The organism is Brevundimonas sp. NPDC090276 (assembly GCF_044772165.1).
Lineage (GTDB): Bacteria > Pseudomonadota > Alphaproteobacteria > Caulobacterales > Caulobacteraceae > Brevundimonas.
In genome coordinates this window covers 1-17,727 of sequence record NZ_JBIVYK010000006.1, presented here as the reverse complement: position 1 = coordinate 17,727, position 17,727 = coordinate 1, and the positions used below count along the sequence as shown (strand labels likewise).

At 57.1% G+C, this 17,727-nt stretch carries 13 protein-coding genes and 2 pseudogenes; 10 read left to right on the top strand and 5 right to left on the bottom strand.

All coding sequences use genetic code 11. The annotated features are described in order from the left end of the window. The 3 genes and pseudogenes from ACIQTU_RS15615 to ACIQTU_RS15605 form a co-directional block, all read right to left on the bottom strand. Positions 1-821: pseudogene (locus ACIQTU_RS15615) on the bottom strand (VirB4 family type IV secretion/conjugal transfer ATPase); the annotation flags it as partial. Further along, on the bottom strand, positions 800-1,084 hold the full coding sequence (locus tag ACIQTU_RS15610) for a type IV secretion system protein VirB3 (protein WP_400549241.1): 285 nt from the start codon (positions 1,082-1,084) through the stop codon (positions 800-802). The pseudogene ACIQTU_RS15615 and the gene ACIQTU_RS15610, both read right to left, overlap by 22 nt. 4 nt (positions 1,085-1,088) lie before the next feature. Further along, positions 1,089-1,421 carry a TrbC/VirB2 family protein gene (locus ACIQTU_RS15605; RefSeq protein WP_400549239.1) on the bottom strand — a complete coding sequence of 111 codons (333 nt, stop codon included), beginning with the start codon at positions 1,419-1,421 and terminating at the stop codon, positions 1,089-1,091. 118 nt (positions 1,422-1,539) lie between these two features. On the opposite strand from ACIQTU_RS15605, the gene ACIQTU_RS15600 reads away from it, so the two are divergent. The 10 genes from ACIQTU_RS15600 to ACIQTU_RS15555 all read left to right on the top strand — a co-directional run bounded on the left by ACIQTU_RS15600 (position 1,540) and on the right by ACIQTU_RS15555 (position 16,628). Next, complete coding sequence (locus ACIQTU_RS15600) at positions 1,540-1,737, top strand: RHS repeat domain-containing protein (RefSeq protein WP_400549247.1); 198 nt, start codon at positions 1,540-1,542, stop codon at positions 1,735-1,737. 489 nt (positions 1,738-2,226) lie between these two features. Beyond that, the gene (locus ACIQTU_RS15595) at positions 2,227-3,993 is read left to right on the top strand and encodes a hypothetical protein (protein WP_400549237.1); all 1,767 of its coding nucleotides are present in this window, start codon (positions 2,227-2,229) and stop codon (positions 3,991-3,993) included. Further along, positions 3,990-6,287 carry an RHS repeat-associated core domain-containing protein gene (locus ACIQTU_RS15590; RefSeq protein ID WP_400549234.1) on the top strand — a complete coding sequence of 766 codons (2,298 nt, stop codon included), beginning with the start codon at positions 3,990-3,992 and terminating at the stop codon, positions 6,285-6,287. The genes ACIQTU_RS15595 and ACIQTU_RS15590 overlap by 4 nt, the downstream gene beginning before the upstream one ends. Beyond that, entirely contained in the window at positions 6,284-6,877 is a 594-nt protein-coding gene (locus ACIQTU_RS15585) for a hypothetical protein (RefSeq protein WP_400549231.1), read from the top strand. Before ACIQTU_RS15590 ends, ACIQTU_RS15585 begins: the two co-directional genes overlap by 4 nt. Before the next feature lie 222 nt (positions 6,878-7,099). Then, positions 7,100-10,168, top strand: a complete 3,069-nt coding sequence (locus ACIQTU_RS15580; RefSeq protein WP_400549228.1) for an RHS repeat domain-containing protein — start codon at positions 7,100-7,102, stop codon at positions 10,166-10,168. A 1,393-nt stretch (positions 10,169-11,561) separates the two neighbouring features. Beyond that, positions 11,562-12,620, top strand: a complete 1,059-nt coding sequence (locus tag ACIQTU_RS15575) for a hypothetical protein (RefSeq protein ID WP_400549225.1) — start codon at positions 11,562-11,564, stop codon at positions 12,618-12,620. Continuing rightward, on the top strand, positions 12,617-14,914 hold the full coding sequence (locus tag ACIQTU_RS15570; RefSeq protein WP_400549222.1) for an RHS repeat-associated core domain-containing protein: 2,298 nt from the start codon (positions 12,617-12,619) through the stop codon (positions 14,912-14,914). Before ACIQTU_RS15575 ends, ACIQTU_RS15570 begins: the two co-directional genes overlap by 4 nt. A 13-nt stretch (positions 14,915-14,927) precedes the next feature. Continuing rightward, positions 14,928-15,380, top strand: coding sequence for a hypothetical protein (locus tag ACIQTU_RS15565; RefSeq protein WP_400549219.1), 453 nt, complete (start codon positions 14,928-14,930; stop codon positions 15,378-15,380). A 130-nt stretch (positions 15,381-15,510) separates the two neighbouring features. Next, positions 15,511-15,981: a hypothetical protein gene (locus ACIQTU_RS15560; RefSeq protein WP_400549216.1), complete on the top strand. Its 471-nt coding sequence runs from the start codon at positions 15,511-15,513 to the stop codon at positions 15,979-15,981. Then, positions 15,981-16,628, top strand: a complete 648-nt coding sequence (locus ACIQTU_RS15555) for a hypothetical protein (protein ID WP_400549213.1) — start codon at positions 15,981-15,983, stop codon at positions 16,626-16,628. The genes ACIQTU_RS15560 and ACIQTU_RS15555 overlap by 1 nt, the downstream gene beginning before the upstream one ends. A gap of 138 nt (positions 16,629-16,766) precedes the next feature. On the opposite strand, the gene ACIQTU_RS15550 is transcribed toward ACIQTU_RS15555, so the two are convergent. Next, the gene (locus ACIQTU_RS15550) at positions 16,767-17,030 is read right to left on the bottom strand and encodes a hypothetical protein (RefSeq protein ID WP_400549244.1); all 264 of its coding nucleotides are present in this window, start codon (positions 17,028-17,030) and stop codon (positions 16,767-16,769) included. Between the two features lie 85 nt (positions 17,031-17,115). Then, a pseudogene (locus ACIQTU_RS15545) lies at positions 17,116-17,727 on the bottom strand (VirB4 family type IV secretion/conjugal transfer ATPase); the annotation flags it as partial.

Genomic DNA, 17,727 nt, shown 5'->3' with positions numbered 1-17,727 from the left:
AAGGGCAGGCGCATCAGCTCGTCGAACATCCCCGGCGCGCTCCAGGACGGATAGTCCTTGATCGACACCAAGCCGAGGAAGCTGCGCGGCAGATGCCCAGCCGCCGACAGTTCGACCGTCTCCTGGCCAAAGCTCACCCGGCGATAGGGCAGGTAGGACCCCAGGTCCTGACGAGGCAGCAGCACAGGCCGCTCCTCGCCGTTGTAGAGCGAAGACAGGAACTCCAGCGGTTCCGAACAGGCGCCGTTCGGCGTGTCATAGACGCCGAGCAGGTGTGGCTCGTATTCGCCCAGGGTCGCCAGCAGGGCGTCGCGGCCGGCGTTCAACTGGGCCAGTTCATAGGCTTGCCCGGCGTCCGGCCCCTGTCCTGCGCGCGTCACCCAGTTGCGGACCTGGTCCGCCAGACCGATGCGCCCCTGAAGCGGGCGGCGGACCAGGGTCAGGTAGAGGTCGTTGACGAACAACTGTTTGGCGCCCAGCCGGTCGGCCCAGCGGTCGCCGAGGCTCTGCGAAAAGGCGTCGGGGTAGTCGGTGTCGAGGTCGATCTCGGCCCGCCGCCGCACCACGTGGTGATAGAGGGCGAAGCGCGAGGTCCCGATGGCGCGCAACATGGCGTCGCGCAGGCTCTTGCGATAGTTGAGTTCGTCCGTATCGGCCGTCTCGAACAACAGGCCGCGCAGGCGGATGGCCTGCAGCAGCAGGCCGTCGCGCGTCTCCAGCGTATGGTCGTCGACGTGGCGTGCATAGGGCAGGTGCGATCCCGCCGCCTGTTCGCGCTTCACCGTCTTCGCCCCCTGGCTCAGGGACGGTAGGAGTTGCATCGCCAGATCTTGTGGTTGCGAACGCGCGGGCATTTCCCGATCCGGGCCAGCCACAGGTCGATAATGCGAGGCTCGCGCAGGCACAGCAGCACGCCGACGCCATGGATGAGCAGGGCCAGCGGCAGGACCCAGATCGAGCGGAACACCAGAAACAGTTCCGCCGCGATCACGGCGTTGATGATGAAGTAGCTGTAGGTGACGCCCGCAAACATCTGCGGGCGCGTCAGGGCCGTGAACAGGGGCGCGCGGTCAAGCTGGTCCAAGGCGTCAGCCGATGACGCCGGCGGTCGTGCGAATGCCGGCCACGATGCTGGCCGCGCCGAACAGGATGAAGCAGCCCAGGATGACGACCGCGCCATGACGCCAGTTGATCCGTCCGCTCAGCATCAGCAGGCCCACGCAGGCAACCGCGATCACGGCCACGACCGTGGCGATGGTGCCCAGCAGAGTGCCTTGCAGCCACTGGACCGCTAAGACGATCGGGCCGGAGCCGCGAGGGTCGGCGAGGGCGGTCTGGGCGTGGGCCGCATAAGCATGCGCTAGGGCCGATACCGTCACCGCGCCGCCGCAGTATAACTTCGCCAGCTTTCCCAATTGCATCCCCCGGACCTAGTTTGAACCATCATATGGGTAAGATTGCAGCGACTGCCAAGCTTGAATGTGAAGCGTCCAGAACATTGTTCGATTGACAGCGGCGCGCCTCTTTGCAAGCTTTGCCGTGGGCCGGCAATGCGTGATTTTTGGTGTTGGGGGGGGGGGCGCATGTTTTTTGCGTGGGAGCGTTGCTGGTTTGGCGCTCTTCGTCGTGTCCGGCGGCGCCTCAGCTAGCCCCCAATCGCACACGGTCACGTACGGCTACGACGCGCTCGGCCGACTCGCCAGCGTAAGTCACTCGGAGGGAGCGAGGGTTAGCTAGGCTTATGACTCTGCCGGCAATCGGTCGCAGGTCATCAAGCTGGTCTCTTCGATAACGCCTGCAGACTTCGATCTGAGGAGCCCTATCAGCGCGGATTCGGACATCTAGACCGTTTGGTTCATTATGTATTTCGATGGAGTGGCTATGACAAAGGTAAGTCGTGCAAAGATTTTGAGTCGGGGCGTGTGGGGTGTGTTCGCCGCGTTTCAATTTTTCTTGAGCGTTCCTAGCGTAGCGTTTGCGCAGCTTGTTGATGTCCCTCTTGTTCCGTCCACTCTTGACGAAAATGGAGTTAATGTTCTTGATTCCAGTATCAATTTCTCTCACTCGATAAGTCTTGGCCCGGAAACGTCTGGAATAAAGTATAACCTTATTTATAGTTCTAGACTTCCATGGCTAATTATAAATTCATTCTCATACACAGGTAAGGGGTGGGGGGATAGTGTAGGGGGGCAGCTGGGATGTTACTACGATCCGGAAATGTACGCCATGCACCAGCAGTATTGGGCAAGGGTTGATGGCGAAACTGATGTTATGGGCGACCTCAATCAAGTTAGCGGGGTGCCTTTGTCATACTCCGCTAGCTCTTTAACTGGTGGTTATATAAGTACTGATGATGCCGGAAACATAATAGTTAGTCCTCATGGGACTATTACATACAACCGGAGGGACGGGACTTCCGTTGAGTATGTCGCTAATTTTGATGGCGACACTGGGTGTTTTTGGAGTCAGCAAATATACAAAATCACACGACCCGACGGTGAAACTCTTACATACTATGAATCTGGGATTAATAGTATGCAGTCAACTGTTGTGTCTAATCTTGGATATCAAATTCGAATATTTTATGAACCATACAATATAAACAAAGAATGTGTCGGGGCCGAGAAGAAGGATTACGATTCTTCATATAAGTGCATAACGTCAGTTACTCTCGTCGATACTAGCGTAGATGATTGCGCTCCTCTTGGTTCTTGTGTATATACGCGCGATTGGCCAACTCTACGGATGCATTCTTCCGGACCAAATATTTTGCAGATTTCAGATGTATTGGGCCGTACTACCGTATATCACTCAACTAGCTACCAAGCTGGCTCTGGTTCTATCAAAAAATTATTTACTAAAGTTGTTCGTCCTGAGGGAAGGACTACAAACATAAGCTATGTTACTAGCGTATCACCTAGTGTTACAATTACTGGCCAGGTTGGATCTATAACAAATGGAAATTCTACTTGGACATATGCGGTTGATAGTGAGCCTTTATCTGGAAGTGGAAACCGTATCATAAGGTCTGCTGTAAGTGTAACGGACCCTTTAGGTGGTGTCACAAGATATGCTAACAGCTCACATTTTGGTCCAGCTTATGGTGAGGGGCGCGCCATGCTGGAGTCGGTACGAGATCCTGCTGGTCGTGTCACTTCTTACAGTTGGTATGGCTATCACATGCCGAGGTTGCGGAGGGTGACCTACCCCTCTGGTGGGTATGTGCATTATGATTATGACAATCTTCAAAATTTAACTAGTATATCTAAGCACAGCTCTGAATCGGATTCTCCGAGAGTTGTTCTGTTTGGATATAAATCTGCCTGCGAATACAATATTCTTTGCTACAAGCCTATATATCGTGATGATGAATTGGGTAATAGAACGAATTTTGCTTATGACCCTGTCCATGGCGGCGTGGTTAGCATTGAAAAACCGTCTGATGGCGGTGTTATTGGTCAGCGCGCGAAAACAATTTTTGAGTATGACGCTGGGGTTATTGGTGTAGCTCGGTTGTTGCGGGTCCGTAATTGCACCATCGAGCCTAATTGCGCCGAGGGTGGGGCAGAGGCTGTGGTTGAGACGGTGTATGATGCTAAACGGCGCCCGATCATAACGTCTCATCGGGCTGGAGATTGGGCGCCTACTACGTCTACCACAGCTGATGCTAGGTCTATGGTGACGCGGTTAACATATAACTATGCTGGCGACACTTCTTCAACGGATGGGCCGCTTCCGGGGAATGTTGATACGGCATATTACTATTACGATGCTGCTCGACAGTTGGTTATGTGGGTGTCTGGTGCCCCATCTACCGGTGGGGGTAGGTCTATTGTGCGCTATGTTTACGATTATGAGGGACGGCAAATCAGAATTGATACTGGTGTCGGCACTAACGTTGATGGCTCTGACCTTGTTGTAAACAACTTCAAGAGGATGGCGTATAATAGTGATAATGGCCTTCTAGCTAAGGTTGAGGAGGTTGTGCCATGAGGTTCCTCCCAAGTATCTGTATTGGGCTGTCAGTTTTTTTGATTTCTTCGGGCTTTGCTTTTCATGCAAAATCGGAAGTAGTGCTCTCGGTCACTCAAATTAGTTACGATTCTGCGAACCGCATTGAATGCACGGCCGTGCGCATGAATCCCGCAGTCTATGGGAGTTTGCCAGTCTCTGCTTGCGTGCAGGGGGCGGTGGGATCCAACGGTGCAGATCGGATCACGCGCAACGTCTATGACGTGGCGGGGCAATTGTTACAAGTCCAGCAGGGTGTGGGCACGCCCTTGATGCAAAGCTATGCCACCTACACCTATTCGTTGACCGGTAAGCGGACGAGCGTGACTGACGCCAACGGCAACAAAGCGTCAATGACTTATGATGGTTTCGATCGTCAGGTGCGCTGGAATTTTCCGTCGACGACGACGCCGGGACAGGTCAGCGCGACGGACTACGAGGCCTATGGTTACGATGATGCTGGAAATCGGACGAGCTTGAGAAAAAGGGACGGTCGCACGATCACCTATACCTACGACGCTCAGAACCGGATGACTTCCAAGATCATCCCGGACGGCGGCGGCTTGCCGGCTGCGGCGACGCGCGACGTCTACTACGGCTACGACCTGCGTGGTCTGCAACTTTACGCCCGGTTCGACAGTCCGACGGGCGAAGGGGTGAGCAACACCTGGGACGGTCTGGGGCGGCTGGCCTCATCGACCATCAACATGGGCGGCTCAAGTCGAACTCTGAGCCATCAGTATGATCTCAGCGGCGCCCGGATCGGCCTGACCCACCCGGACGGCCAGAGTGTGGCCTACAACCGTGATGGTCTGGGGCGCATTTGGTCCGCTTCCATGAACGCGGCGCTGTTGTTCCGGCCGCGGTATGACGAAATGGGGCGGGTCACGTCGCTGGATCGCCGCAACGGCGGTAGTTGGGCCTCGCCGACCGCCTATGGCTATGACGGCGTGTCGCGCGTCACATCGCTGGGGCACGATCTTGCGGGAACGGCCCATGATGTCACGACCAGCTTCGCCTACAATCCGGCCAGCCAGGTAGTCAGTCGGACGCAAACGAACGACGTCTATCGCTTCACCGACCACGTCAACGTCAACCGTGCCTATGCGGTCAATGGTCTGAACCAGTACACCTCGGCGGGACCTGCCAGTTTCACCTATGACGCCAATGGCAACCTGACGTCGGACGGCTCGGGCGGCGCCTACGCCTATGATGTGGAGAACCGGCTGATAAGCGGCCCGGGCGGGGCCAGTCTGATTTGGGACCCGCTGGGCCGTCTGTTCCAGAGCTCGAGCAGCAGCAGGGCGGCGACCCGCTACCTTTACGACGGCGACAAGCTGACGGCGGAGTACGATGACGTCGGCAACATGCTGCGCCGCTATGTCCATTCCGACGGCGCCGACACGCCCCTGGTCTGGTACGAGGGGGCTGGCGTGACTGCGCCGCAGCATCTTTACGCCGACCATCAGGGCTCGATCGTGGCGCGCGCCGACGCGGCCGGCGTGGTGGCGGGGATCAACGCCTACGACGAGTACGGCATCCCAAATGCCGCTAACACCGGCCGTTTCCAGTACACGGGCCAAGCTTGGCTGCCAGAACTGGGCATGTACCACTACAAGGCTCGCATCTATTCTCCGACCCTGGGCCGCTTCCTCCAGACCGATCCCATCGGCTACGACGACCAGATCAACCTCTACGCCTATGTTGGTAACGATCCCATAAATAAGGCTGATCCGACAGGGATGGACACCGAAGATGAGGCCCGGGCTCGACGCGAAAGGGAACTCGCAAATGCGCGGCGGCGTGGAGTTGATCGGGCTTGGGCTGCTGAGCGTCGAGCGGTTGCGCGAGGGGCCGGCACGCGTGAGTGGTCTGCTCCTGAGCGACGCGAACTGCTACAAACAGGCAAGGTTGCCGGCTATCATGCTCACCATATCAATACCGTGAACGGAAATCCCATAGAGCTAGCGGAAGATCCGCGAAATATCCGGTTCCTCACGCCGGCCCAGCACGCAGCAGTTCATCGTGAAGCTGGCGGTTACCGGCAGCCCATCCGTGGTCAGCCGTTGGTGGTACGCTCGGTGGCGGGATTGCAGTTGTTGACGACGGGGACCGGATTGCTTTCGGGGCGGGTGAGAACAGATACGCCGGAGAATTTCTGGTACGATCTTATAGGGATTCCGTCTCCTTCGGACCGCAGGAATGAGCGCCGAAGAGAGGTGAATCGGTTAAACGCTGCCTGTCGCGCGGATGGTCTCTCAGATGGTTGCACATGACACATTTTCTTAAAGATCAACTTGAGGCTTTTGTGTCGACCGATGGGGTTGAGGTTGTTAGTCGATCTGCAAAGCATCTCTGCTTTACAAAATCGGAAGGTAATAGGCTTGATTTCTTAAGTTACGCCTATGTCCCTGCGGACCTAATGTCCGTACCTAGAGACATAATGAACTGCATTCCAAGGTCATATTTAGAATTATTGGCACAATCTAATGGCCTTAGGTTGCTTGGAGGGGCGGTTATTTTCTATGGGTTCTTATTCGACAATGACCGTTTCGGGGAAAGAGATGGTCCTGTTCCTATTTCTCTAGAGGAGAAAATAGATTTGTTCGCACGGACGCACCCATCACTTTGGGGGAGGGGGTTGCGGCCGATAGGGGCAGTCGCGTCAAATGTGGTCGAGACGATTTTAGCTGAGATGAATGGCGGCGAGGCTTTCTGTATGAATTCTCGCGGTGAATTGGTTTCTATAGGTCCGGTTTTTTCTCTATTTGATCGTTCAATTAATATCTTGCACGATTGTTTTGGCGGAAAATTACTGGTGGATGCTATAACTTGTCGTGAATTTATGATCCGCCGTGCAGGCTAATCGTTTTTTTGCTCTGTCTGGTCTGGCGCGGAGGCGGTTTAACGCAATCAGGCTTGGTGGGGCGGGGCGGCCAAGCTTGGTGACATTTAAGGCGTGCGTCTTTGCGAGGTCTGTTCTCGCCGGGGATTGGCCCAGTGCGAAGGTAGGCAAAAATAACGGCGTGCAGCACTGTTGCTAGTTTTTTTTTGCTCTGTGGGGGCTTCTATGGCGGCAGGAATTCGGTTGGGCGGCATCGCTATGGGCGTTTGCAGCGCTGGCGTCGTTGTGGCGGCTTTTCCCAATGACGCATCGGCCCAGACCGAAAGCTATGGCTACGACGCGCTCGGCCGACTCGTCAGCGTCAATCGCGCGGACGGCACGACCGCCAGCTATACTTATGACCCTGCCGGCAATCGGTTGCAGGTCGTCATGTTGGCCTCTTCCGTCACGCCTGCAGGCTTCGACCTAGGGGGCCCCGCCAGTGCGGCTTCGGGCGCGTGGGCTGTTTCCGCGGCGCCTGTGATCACGGGGATCACCTCGCCTGTGGCGGTATCCATTTCCGGAGGGCAATACCGCATCGACGGCGGGGCCTGGACGACGGCGGCCGGGACAATTGCGGCGGGGCAGACGGTCCAGGTCCAGGTCCAGGCGCCGGCTACGGGCGGCGCCAGCCAGACGGCCACCCTGACAGTCGGCGGGGTCTCGGACAGCTTCCAGGTCACGGCCCTGGGTGACATCGATCCCGATGCAGCGACCTTCCAGGACATCACCATCCATTCGAACGAGCCGGATGTCGCCTGGGTTGGCACCGAAAGTCTGATCACCGGCATCAACCAGCCTGTGGTCCTGCGCATTCAGCGCTATGGCTACAGTGGTAATCTCGACGGGGCCTGGATCGACTATCAGGTGTTTGACGCCTCCAACGCCATGGTCGACAGCGGTTACTTCGACGTGATGGGGGCCGATCCCAACGACCATCGCTATCGCGAGGTCACAGTCCAGAACGGCTACCGGGTCAAATACTTCGCCCATGGCGCCACCAATAGCGGCGCCCGGTCTGCGACCTGGGGCGTGACCGTCTGGCGCATGACCGGGACGCCGGTGGCGTGGAGCCAAAAGAACGTCAGTGTGACTGTCGACGCCGACAATAATCACAATGTCGCCGACACCACGCCGGATCCCATTGTCCTAGTGGATCAAAACCACGTGGCGAACGAGGACGCCTCCTATACGGCAGGCAGCGTCTTTACGATCTCCGGCATTAGCCAGCCGATCAGCTTGCAGTTTTCTCGCGATAGTCTCACGCAAACAGGCAATGCCTTTACGCGTCGTACGATCATTGGGCATTCGACAAACGGCGGAGCCAGCTTCACGGAATACGAGCTGGGAGCGGCTGTCCCACCGGTCGTGCTCACGGCTAACAACGGCGATCAGTTCTTCATCAAGGGATACCTGACCACCACTTCGGGTCGCGCCACTGCACGTTGGCGCAATATCGTGACCAATCTGACGACTGGGCAAGAGCTCGGCGCTGCGTGGATCGACATGGTTGTCGACAATGACGACAATCACAATGTCGCGGATTACACGCTCGATCCCGTCAACTGGTCAAACCTATCGGAGACTTCGTCTTCGACTGATTTCGTCACCGGCGGGGCGGGGCTGCCGCTCACTGGCATTAATCGCAACATTACTCTTCGAGCGACAATCACTGGCCTGAGCGGCAACCTATCCGCTGGGTCACGCCTCGAAATGTGGGTGAACGGCGCTTTCCGCTACCACTCGACCAACCTTGGAAACGGGTCGTGGGCGGGCGGTGATTTCGCGCCGGGTGAGAATGTGCAGTTCGTGGCTCGTGCGGTTTCAGCCGATGGTGCGCAACGTTCCGGCAGCTATACAGTCACGGTCCAGAACATCACGACCGGCCAGACCGTGGACACCTTCAGCGTCGCTCAGACCGCTGCGGCTCCGGACTTCACGCCTGATGCTTTCAATGACTTCACGGATCAGAACGCCGTGACGGACGCTCCGACGATCTGGTTTGGGCCTGCTCAGACCGTTACGGGCATCAACCGCCCGATCACGCTAAGAGTTGAGCGCTATAATTATAGCGGAAATTTCAACGAGATTTACGTCAATGTCTACCGCGACAGCGGTGCTGGCTGGGTCCACCAGGGGACGTTTGACCCCCGAAATACATCGGGCTACCAGTATGTCGATTTCACCGTGAACAACGGCGACAAGATTCACTATGCTGTCGATGCGCGCACTTATGAAGGACGCAAGACCGGCTCGATGAATATGGTGGTTTGGAACCTGTCCCAACCGGGAGGATCAGTCCAGCTGTCCAGCCGCAACGCCAATATGACGGTTGATAACGACAATAACTACAACATTTCTGACTATGATCTGGACTCGTTCTCGATGCCGACGCTGTCAGTCGTTTCTAATGAGAACTCAGCCTGGACGAACACCGGTGTTATTGCTGTAGCCGGTATCAACCGACCAGTGACCCTTCGCTTCACGCGCAACAATCAGTGGGACAATTTCGCTCCGGGCTCGACGGGGACGCGTCGCCTCTTCGTCTACCATTCTATGAATAATGGGGCGTCGTGGAATGAGCATATTATTGGGGGTGGTGCTGGGGCTGTCCTTGATGTGACAGTCAATAGTGGAGACTTGCTCCATATTCGGACATGGTTCGATACGACGACTGGCCGCGGCGAGTCCTCTTTCACTGGCCATATAACGAATCTACAGACCGGCGCTCAACTGTCGTCGTTCAATGTCAGCGGGGTAGTTGACGCCGACAACAACTACAACATCGGCGGCAATGTCGCGGCAACTGACTGGCCAGCTGTGAGCGTATGGTGGAATTCGAACAACGGCTCCAGCCCCAGTCCGAACTATATAACGGGTGCGGCTCGCACGATCAGCGGGCTGGCTTCTGGCCAAACTGCGACACTTTCGCTGTCAGGGACCGTTAGCGGCGATTCTTCGGCTTTGCTGGCGGTCAACGTAGTCAAGAATGGCATTGATCAAGGTCAAAAGCTCTATTCGCCAGCCTACTCGACCAATGTTGATGCGAGCTATGCACCGATCACTGTCCAGAATGGGGATCAGATAGCATTTAAGGTAATCGTGAACGGTGACCTAGCGGATCAATTCAACCCGTCCGTTTCTCAGGGCAAGCAGATGGACGTCATGGTCCATGCCGGCCCCGGAGGGCTTATTGATACCTTCGGCGCATCTGGCAGCTACAGCGACACCTACGGCAACTGCGGTAGGTTTGAGATATGCGATCAGCATTGATGGATTGTTTGTGGGCAACTCTGTTTATACAGGCATTTGTTATGATGACCTCCGGCGTTCTTGAATGGCTATGTGGTGCCATTGGTTTTTCTGTCGCCAGCGCCGTCGCGGCAGTCCTGGCTCTGACTGTGCGATGGCCAGCTAAGCTTATCGTCCTACTGGAAGTTTATTGCGACAGCTTGGGTATTTGTTCTTGGGAGAATTTGTTGGTTCTTACGCGGAGGGGATCGTGAAGAGATTTGGAAAGGCCGCTAGCATAAAGCTGTTTTTCGCACTGATTGCCAGGGTGGATCGTGGGATCGCTGCGGCGACGGTCTGGGTGCCCTTGGCGCTCCCTGTGGTGCTGCCGACAATTGTTCACGCTCAGGTAGCTGCCGCGCCTTCGGTAGAGACGCCAGTATATCCGATTGTAACTGATGCTAACGGAGTTAGCGGTGTAGATGGATCAATTTCTTTCTCCCATACCATAGCTCTGGGGTCTCCTGAGTCCGGAATGCGGTACTCTCTTGTCTACAATTCTCGCCAAGCAGCTGTTAATCTGAGTGAAAATTGGGCCATGCCAGGCTGGCGTGATAGTTTTTCTGGATCTATCGCATGTTTTGCGGATAGAGCGAGCGAGACTAGTATCTTTGGTGGGTGGTGGGCTTCTGTTGATGGTGTAGTGGATGTTGTGAATAGTGGCTATTCAGAAAGAATTGCTTCTGACGAACCAATCCCATCGGGCAGGCCTTTGTCTCCTGGTGGGGGGGCTGTGTTTCCTCATGAGGCCCCTAGAGAGCATAGGTACAGAAGATCTGACGGCACTGACGTAATGTATCTGGATACGGGTGTTTACGAGTCTGATGATTATATTGAATTGGATTGCGGTCGAAGTGACAGAATCGAAAAAATTATCAAACCTAGCGGTGAGGTGATTGAGTATCATTACGATCACTATGGTGACTTTAATCAAAGTAATGTTAATAATGAAAAAAGAATAGTCATATCGTCAAGTCTTGGCTATCAAGTTAGAATATCTGGGTATCCTCTCGGGTCTTCACGGAATGAATTTGGCTGCATCAGGCTCGGTCCTCCGCAGCATGAGCCGAAGTCGTGGACTACGGCGTGCATTAGTTCTGTAACTATTGTTGACATTGGGGTTGATAATTGCCCGACGTATGGCGACTGTGTCTACAGTAGGTCGTGGCCTAGGATTGATATTAGTTATCATGCGGGTGGGGTAACAAGGGTTACGGATTCTATTGGAAATTACACGGACTATACGGTAGCTCCGCAAGAAATAGCCACTCATTCGCCGCTTCTGATTACTAGGGTTCAAAGTTCTGGGGGGCGGGATCGTCGCGTTGCTTACCTCAGTGTCGTCGGACGGAAGCCGGCTTGGCTGGGTGGGCAGGTGTCTTCTATATCGGAGGGGGCATCCGAATGGAGTTATATCTATAATTATACTGGTCCTAACTATATTCGGGAGTTTGTGGGGTCTATTGCTGCATCGGATCCCTTGGGTGGGTCTGTAGTTTACAACACCTCGTATAGGTATTTATCTTCGGCGGGGGTTAGTTCTTCTTATATTTCGTCTATTGTTGATGCTGCTGGCGGTGTTTACAAATATGATTGGTTCGGCTACCACAAATATAGGCCGAAAAAAATTACATATCCGTCGGGTCTCAGGATCGATTATTCCTATGACTTGCGGCATAATTTGACGAATATTGCGCGATATCCAGCTGGAGGTGGGGCGGCTCTTCAGGTCGCAATGGGTTATGACGTCGATTGTTTGAATATATTCACGTGCAATCAGCCGAAATATCGCATTGATGAGATGGGGAACCGGACAGATTTCACCTATGATCCAGGAAGTGGCGCGCTGCTGACGGTCGTTGAACCAGCGGCAGGGAGCGGGCTGTATCCGACAGTTCGTCCGCAGACCTCCTATGAGTACGAGGTCAGCGCGGCTGGGATTACGCGCCTGATAAGAACGCGCACCTGTTCGACTGCGCAGATCTGCGCTGGATCTGCCGATGAGAGGGTGGTGGAAACGCTCTATGACGAACGGAACCGTCCAATCAAGATAACCAACCGAGCCGGTGACTGGGCACCCACGACGCTGTCTGCCGCCGATCCTCGTTCCAGCGTCACCAGCATGACCTACTCGGCCCTGGGCGATGTCGCGACGATCGACGGCCCGCTGCCTGGTGCTTCCGACACCACTTGGATGTATTATGACGCCATGCGTCGACCCGTCGTCACGGTTTCGCCGGACCCTGACGGAAGCGGTCCCTTGTGGCGCAAAGTTGAACGCTTCGTCTACGACGGGGATGGGCGGCAAATCAGGGCGGAAATCGGTACGGCGACCGCCATTGACGGTTCCGACTTCGTACTCTCCAATTTCAAGCGATCGACCTATGACCCGTTGTCAGGCTTGCTGATCAAGGTCGAAGAGGTTGTTCAATGAGGTTCGATTTTCGGGCGTTGAACGGCCTGGGCCTGGCTGCGGTTTTCTTTCTAGCGGGGGAGGGCTCTTCGGCAACGGCCGAGACGGTGCTCAGCGTGCAGCAGTACAGCTACGACACCTCGAGGCGCCTAGAGTGCACGGCAGTTCGGATGAATCCTGTGGCGTACGGGAGCTTGCCGGTCTCGGCCTGCATCCTGGGAGTCGAGGGCGCTCAGGGGCCGGACCGGATCACGCGCAACGTCTATGATGCTGCGGGACGGGTGCTGAGGGTGGAGTTGGGCGTAGGTACACTCCTGCAGCAGAACTACGCTACCTACACCTGGTCGCCGAACGGCAAACAGACGAGCGTGACTGACGCCAACGGCAACAAGGCGTCGATGACCTATGATGGCTTCGACCGTCAGGTGCGCTGGAACTTCCCGTCGACGACGACGCCGGGTCTGGTCAGTGCTACCGATTACGAAGCCTACGGCTATGACGCGAAGGGCAACCGGACGAGCCTGCGGAAGCGCGACGGTCGCACGATTACCTATACCTACGATGCCCTGAACCGGATGACGTCTAAGATCATCCCGGACGGAGGCGGTCTGCCGGCTTCGGCGACGCGAGACGTCTATTACGGCTATGATCTGCGCGGTCTTCAGCTCTACGCCCGCTTTGACAGCGCGGCAGGCGAAGGTGTGACCAACGCCTGGGACGGTCTGGGCCAGCTGGCCTCATCGACTACGACGATGAGCGGTTTTTCTGCGGTCCTGGGGCACCAGTACGATCTCAGCGGCGCACGGATCGGCCTGACTCACCCGGACGGCCAGAACGTGGCCTATAATCGTGACGGTCTAGGGCGTATTTGGTCCGCCTCCATGAACGCGGCGCTGTTGTTCCGGCCGCGGTATGACGAAATGGGGCGGGTGTCGGTGCTGGATCGCCGCAACGGCGGCAGTTGGGCCTCGCCGACCGCCTACGGCTATGACGGCGTGTCGCGCGTTACGTCGCTAGGGCACGATCTTGCGGGAACGGCCCACGACGTCACGACCAGCTTCGCTTACAATCCCGCCAGCCAGGTGGTCGTCCGGACGCAGTCGAACGACGCCTATCGCTTCACTGACCACGTCAATGTCAGCCGCGCCTATACGGTCAATGGCCTGAACCAGTACGCCTCGGCGGGACCGGCCAGCTTCACCTATGACGCCAACGGCAATCTGACGTCGGACGGTTCGGGCGGCGCCTACGTCTATGATGTGGAGAACCGGCTGATCAGCGGCCCGGGTGGGGCCAGCCTGATCTGGGATCCGCTGGGCCGCCTGTTCCAGAGCTCGAGCAGCAGCCGGTCGGCGACCCGCTACCTCTACGACGGCGACAAGCTGACGGCCGAGTACGATGACGTTGGCAACATGCTGCGCCGCTATGTCCATTCCGACGGGGCCGACACGCCGTTGGTCTGGTACGAAGGCGCCGGCGTGACCGCGCCGCAATATCTCTACGCGGATCATCAGGGCTCGATCGTCGCCCGCGCCGACGCGGCCGGCGTGATGGCCGGGATCAACGCCTACGACGAGTACGGCATCCCCAATGCCGCCAACACAGGTCGTTTCCAGTACACCGGCCAGGCCTGGCTGCCGGAACTGGGCATGTATCACTACAAGGCCCGCATCTATTCGCCGACCCTGGGTCGCTTCCTCCAGACCGATCCCATCGGTTATGACGACCAAGTCAACCTCTACGCCTATGTCGGCAACGATCCCGTGAACCGGAGCGACCCGACCGGGATGGTGGGCTGTGCAATAGGTGTCCCATGTCCTCCGCCAGCGGTGACGCTTCCCACGGCTGGCGAGGTCGCTGTGGCAGTTGTTCGGGTCGCTCGCGCTTCGCCTATTGGGGCTTTCGTAGGCACGCTTTTCTGGCCCACCAGCACCGCGCATGATGACACATGCAGCGCAAGACCGGATGTATGCGGAGGAGCGGTCAGCAAAAACGAAGCGAATGCACCGCCGCTACCTGAGGGACCTGTAGGCGTGCAAGATGGCCGGGGCGGACGTAATCGTAATCGTGGTCAGATGAGTGGACCGCTCGCTCCTGAGCACGGCGGGACCGGCAATGCTGACGAAGATTTTGAGGTTCTGGGTGGCCCTAACTCTGGCCCTCCGCCAGAGGGCAGCACGTTACCTCCCGGTAGCCGCCAAGCCCCAAATGGTGTTCAGATTCGGCCAGGCCCCAGAGGACCTCGTATCGATATTCCGGCGAACGGGACCAAGCCTCCGGAAACACTTCATTATCCGCCTAAGCGAATTGAGTAACTGGGAAATTAACATGGGATTCCACGATAGATTTTCGAATCTTATAGATGCGAATATTGAGGAGTGCTCTGCATTTTTACACGCTTCGGGGCAGCCTTTCAGGATTGTCTTTCGCTTTGTGGGTGGGGGGTGGCTAACTATCCAATCTGGCCTTCAAGATGATGGAGAAGAAATCGGGTTCCTGACCATGGAGGATAACATTTATAGTCCAGACGTTCGGAGTCTGAAGGCTATTTTGTTCGAAAATGTTCGCATAACTGATGTCATTTTTTATCGAGTCTCCGGCTGCCAAGAGCCGTCGCGGATGAAGTTGGCGCTCGATAGCGGTCAGGAATTCACCGTTTCTTCCGATGCTTTTCCCTACGGCCTTTCATACAGCATCGGAAATTCCAGCATCGGCATGTCGCAATTCGATGACGTGGAGTACCTGCCGTGCGATGTTCAAATGGGGGCTAGGGCAAGATAAAAGAGGGGTGTGTTCGCTTCGCTTTTGTCCTTTCGTTTCCATCCTCTAGCGAGCGCTCCCGACCGGTTCTGCGACTTGTGACGACTTGCGGCGGTCGGTCGCGTTCTCGCCCTGCCTGAGAGGCGTCGTCATGAACGTCCGCAGCATCCTCGAAGACCGCATGTCGGCCCTCTCCGGTTCCGGTGGCGACGACCTTCAGGTTCGCCTCGCGACGAGCCTGAAGCGCGACGGCTCTGTCCGTTCGTCGATGCTGAAGCGGCTCTCGTCGTCGATGCGCTTCAGCTACGGCGCCAGGGCAGGCGCGCTGAAGACCGCCGCCCGGCGATCAGGCTCCGTCTTCCGCGTGGACGTGCGCCAGCGAGTCATCGTCAAGGCGCTGGTGTCACGCCACCTCGGCAAGGGCATGGCTCGCGCCGGGGCGCTGGCCGCCCATGTCAGCTATCTCGGTCGTGAAGGCGCAGGGCACGAGGGGGAGGCGGGGATGGAAGACTTCGGGTTGGAACGAACCGCCTGCTCGAACTGCTTCGCCGAATGGAGGCGTCAGGTCGATGAAGCTGACCGGGCGCAATACTTGGAAGACGAGAGGATGGACGCCCGCTGATGGCTTTCTTGAAGTATTTTCAGGCGCTCACCGAAGAGGTGCAATCGGCAGATGCCGCACTTCCGCTCCATGAGGTCGTCACCAGAATTGAGAAACTCAATGAAGGCCTGAGAGCCTTCTGGTCTTCTAGTCACGGCTGGGCTCCCACTGATGCCGCCGAACTGATGAGCAAGTCGCGCCTCGACCGTCAGGTATCACTTTCCCGTTCGCTGCGGCACTGGATCGACACCGCCGACGAGTTGGAAGACGGCGACCTGATTTTGGCTTGGGCCAATCTCGGGAGCCTCATCGAGGGCACGATCAAACTTTTCCTCGCCGTCTTCTATCAAGATTTCAAAGCTGACCTCGAAACGGTCAAGCGGACACAGGCGTGGCACGCCAAGCAGCAGAAGGTTCTGGAGCCTGACGGCCTTCGGCTGGACGTGCTGATAACCTATGTCGAGAAGGCCGAGCTCTACGGTGCCGATGAGCTCAACCTGTTCAGACTCGTGCAGGATCGACGCAATGCGATCCATGCTTTCAAGGATCGCGAAATCGGGACGACGCAGGAGCTACGTGTAGCGATCAGGTCATACCTGGCCGTTCTCAGATACACCGCTGCTAGGTTACCGTACCCTGACCTGATGTATGAGCCGAGCGAGCACTAGCGCGCTATCCACCCAGTTCTAGCGGTCGTTAGAGGTACGACGAAGGCGGCTTCCTGGCGGTGCGCCAATGTCCGCTGCTGGCGCGTTTCTGTCGTCAGGGAGCATCAGCCTCGAAGATGTCGAAGAGGCCATAGTTCTTTAGCGTCTTACCGATGCCCCAGCGTAAGGGTCAGTAGGCCCATCGGTCTGTTTCGGCTGCGAAGATAGAGCATCTTTCGATGGTGGCAGCGGCGCCAGAATAGACTGCGGTCTTTGAACCTTCCCTGTGAAGGCCGAACTCACGCCATGTAGGCCTTGGGCGATGCTCGCCGCGCCGAACAGGATGAAGCAACCAACAAGCACCGTGGCTGCACGCCGGATGTTCATCCGACCGGACAACATTAGCAACCCGAGGGAAGCCACGGCTATGACGGCGATGCTTGTTGCAACAGGCCCCAATAGGAGCTCCTGCACCCAATGCGTCCCCGCGAGGAACACGTTTGGGGCAGTCGTCCAGCGCCTTCCAGCCCTCGTCGACGACGATGATGGCGGGCGAGCCGTCGAGCCGTTCCTCGACGCGGTGGAAGAGGTACATCAGGGCCGGGGTGCGCACGGCCGGATCGTCGAGCAGCACCGTCATGTCGAAGCCGACAGTTCTTACGGACAGGTCGGTCAGGTCCTTGGGATTGTCGAACAGCCAGGCGCGTTCGCCGTCGCCCCACCACGGGCGAAGCCGCGACCACAGATCGCCGGCATGGGGCCGATGGCCGCCACGGAACAGTTCAACCAGATAGCGCAGGCGACGGTGGGCGGGGGGCTGGTTGTAGCTGGCGCTCACGGCGTCCCGGATCTGCTCCAGCTCCTCGAGGTTCGCGCCGGCCGCAAGCTGGCTCAGCCAGTCGACCAGGAAGCCGCGATTGGCCGGGGTGTCCTCGAGTTGAAGCGGATTGAGGCCTGAGGCCTGACCGGGACGTAACTGGTCATAGCGGCCGCCGATGGCGCGGATGAACAGTTCCGCCCCGCGATCCTTGTCGAAGAAGATGATGCGCGGATCCAGCTTGCGCGCCTGGGCCAGCAGGAAGTTGAGGATGACCGTCTTGCCTGAGCCGGAGGGGCCGAT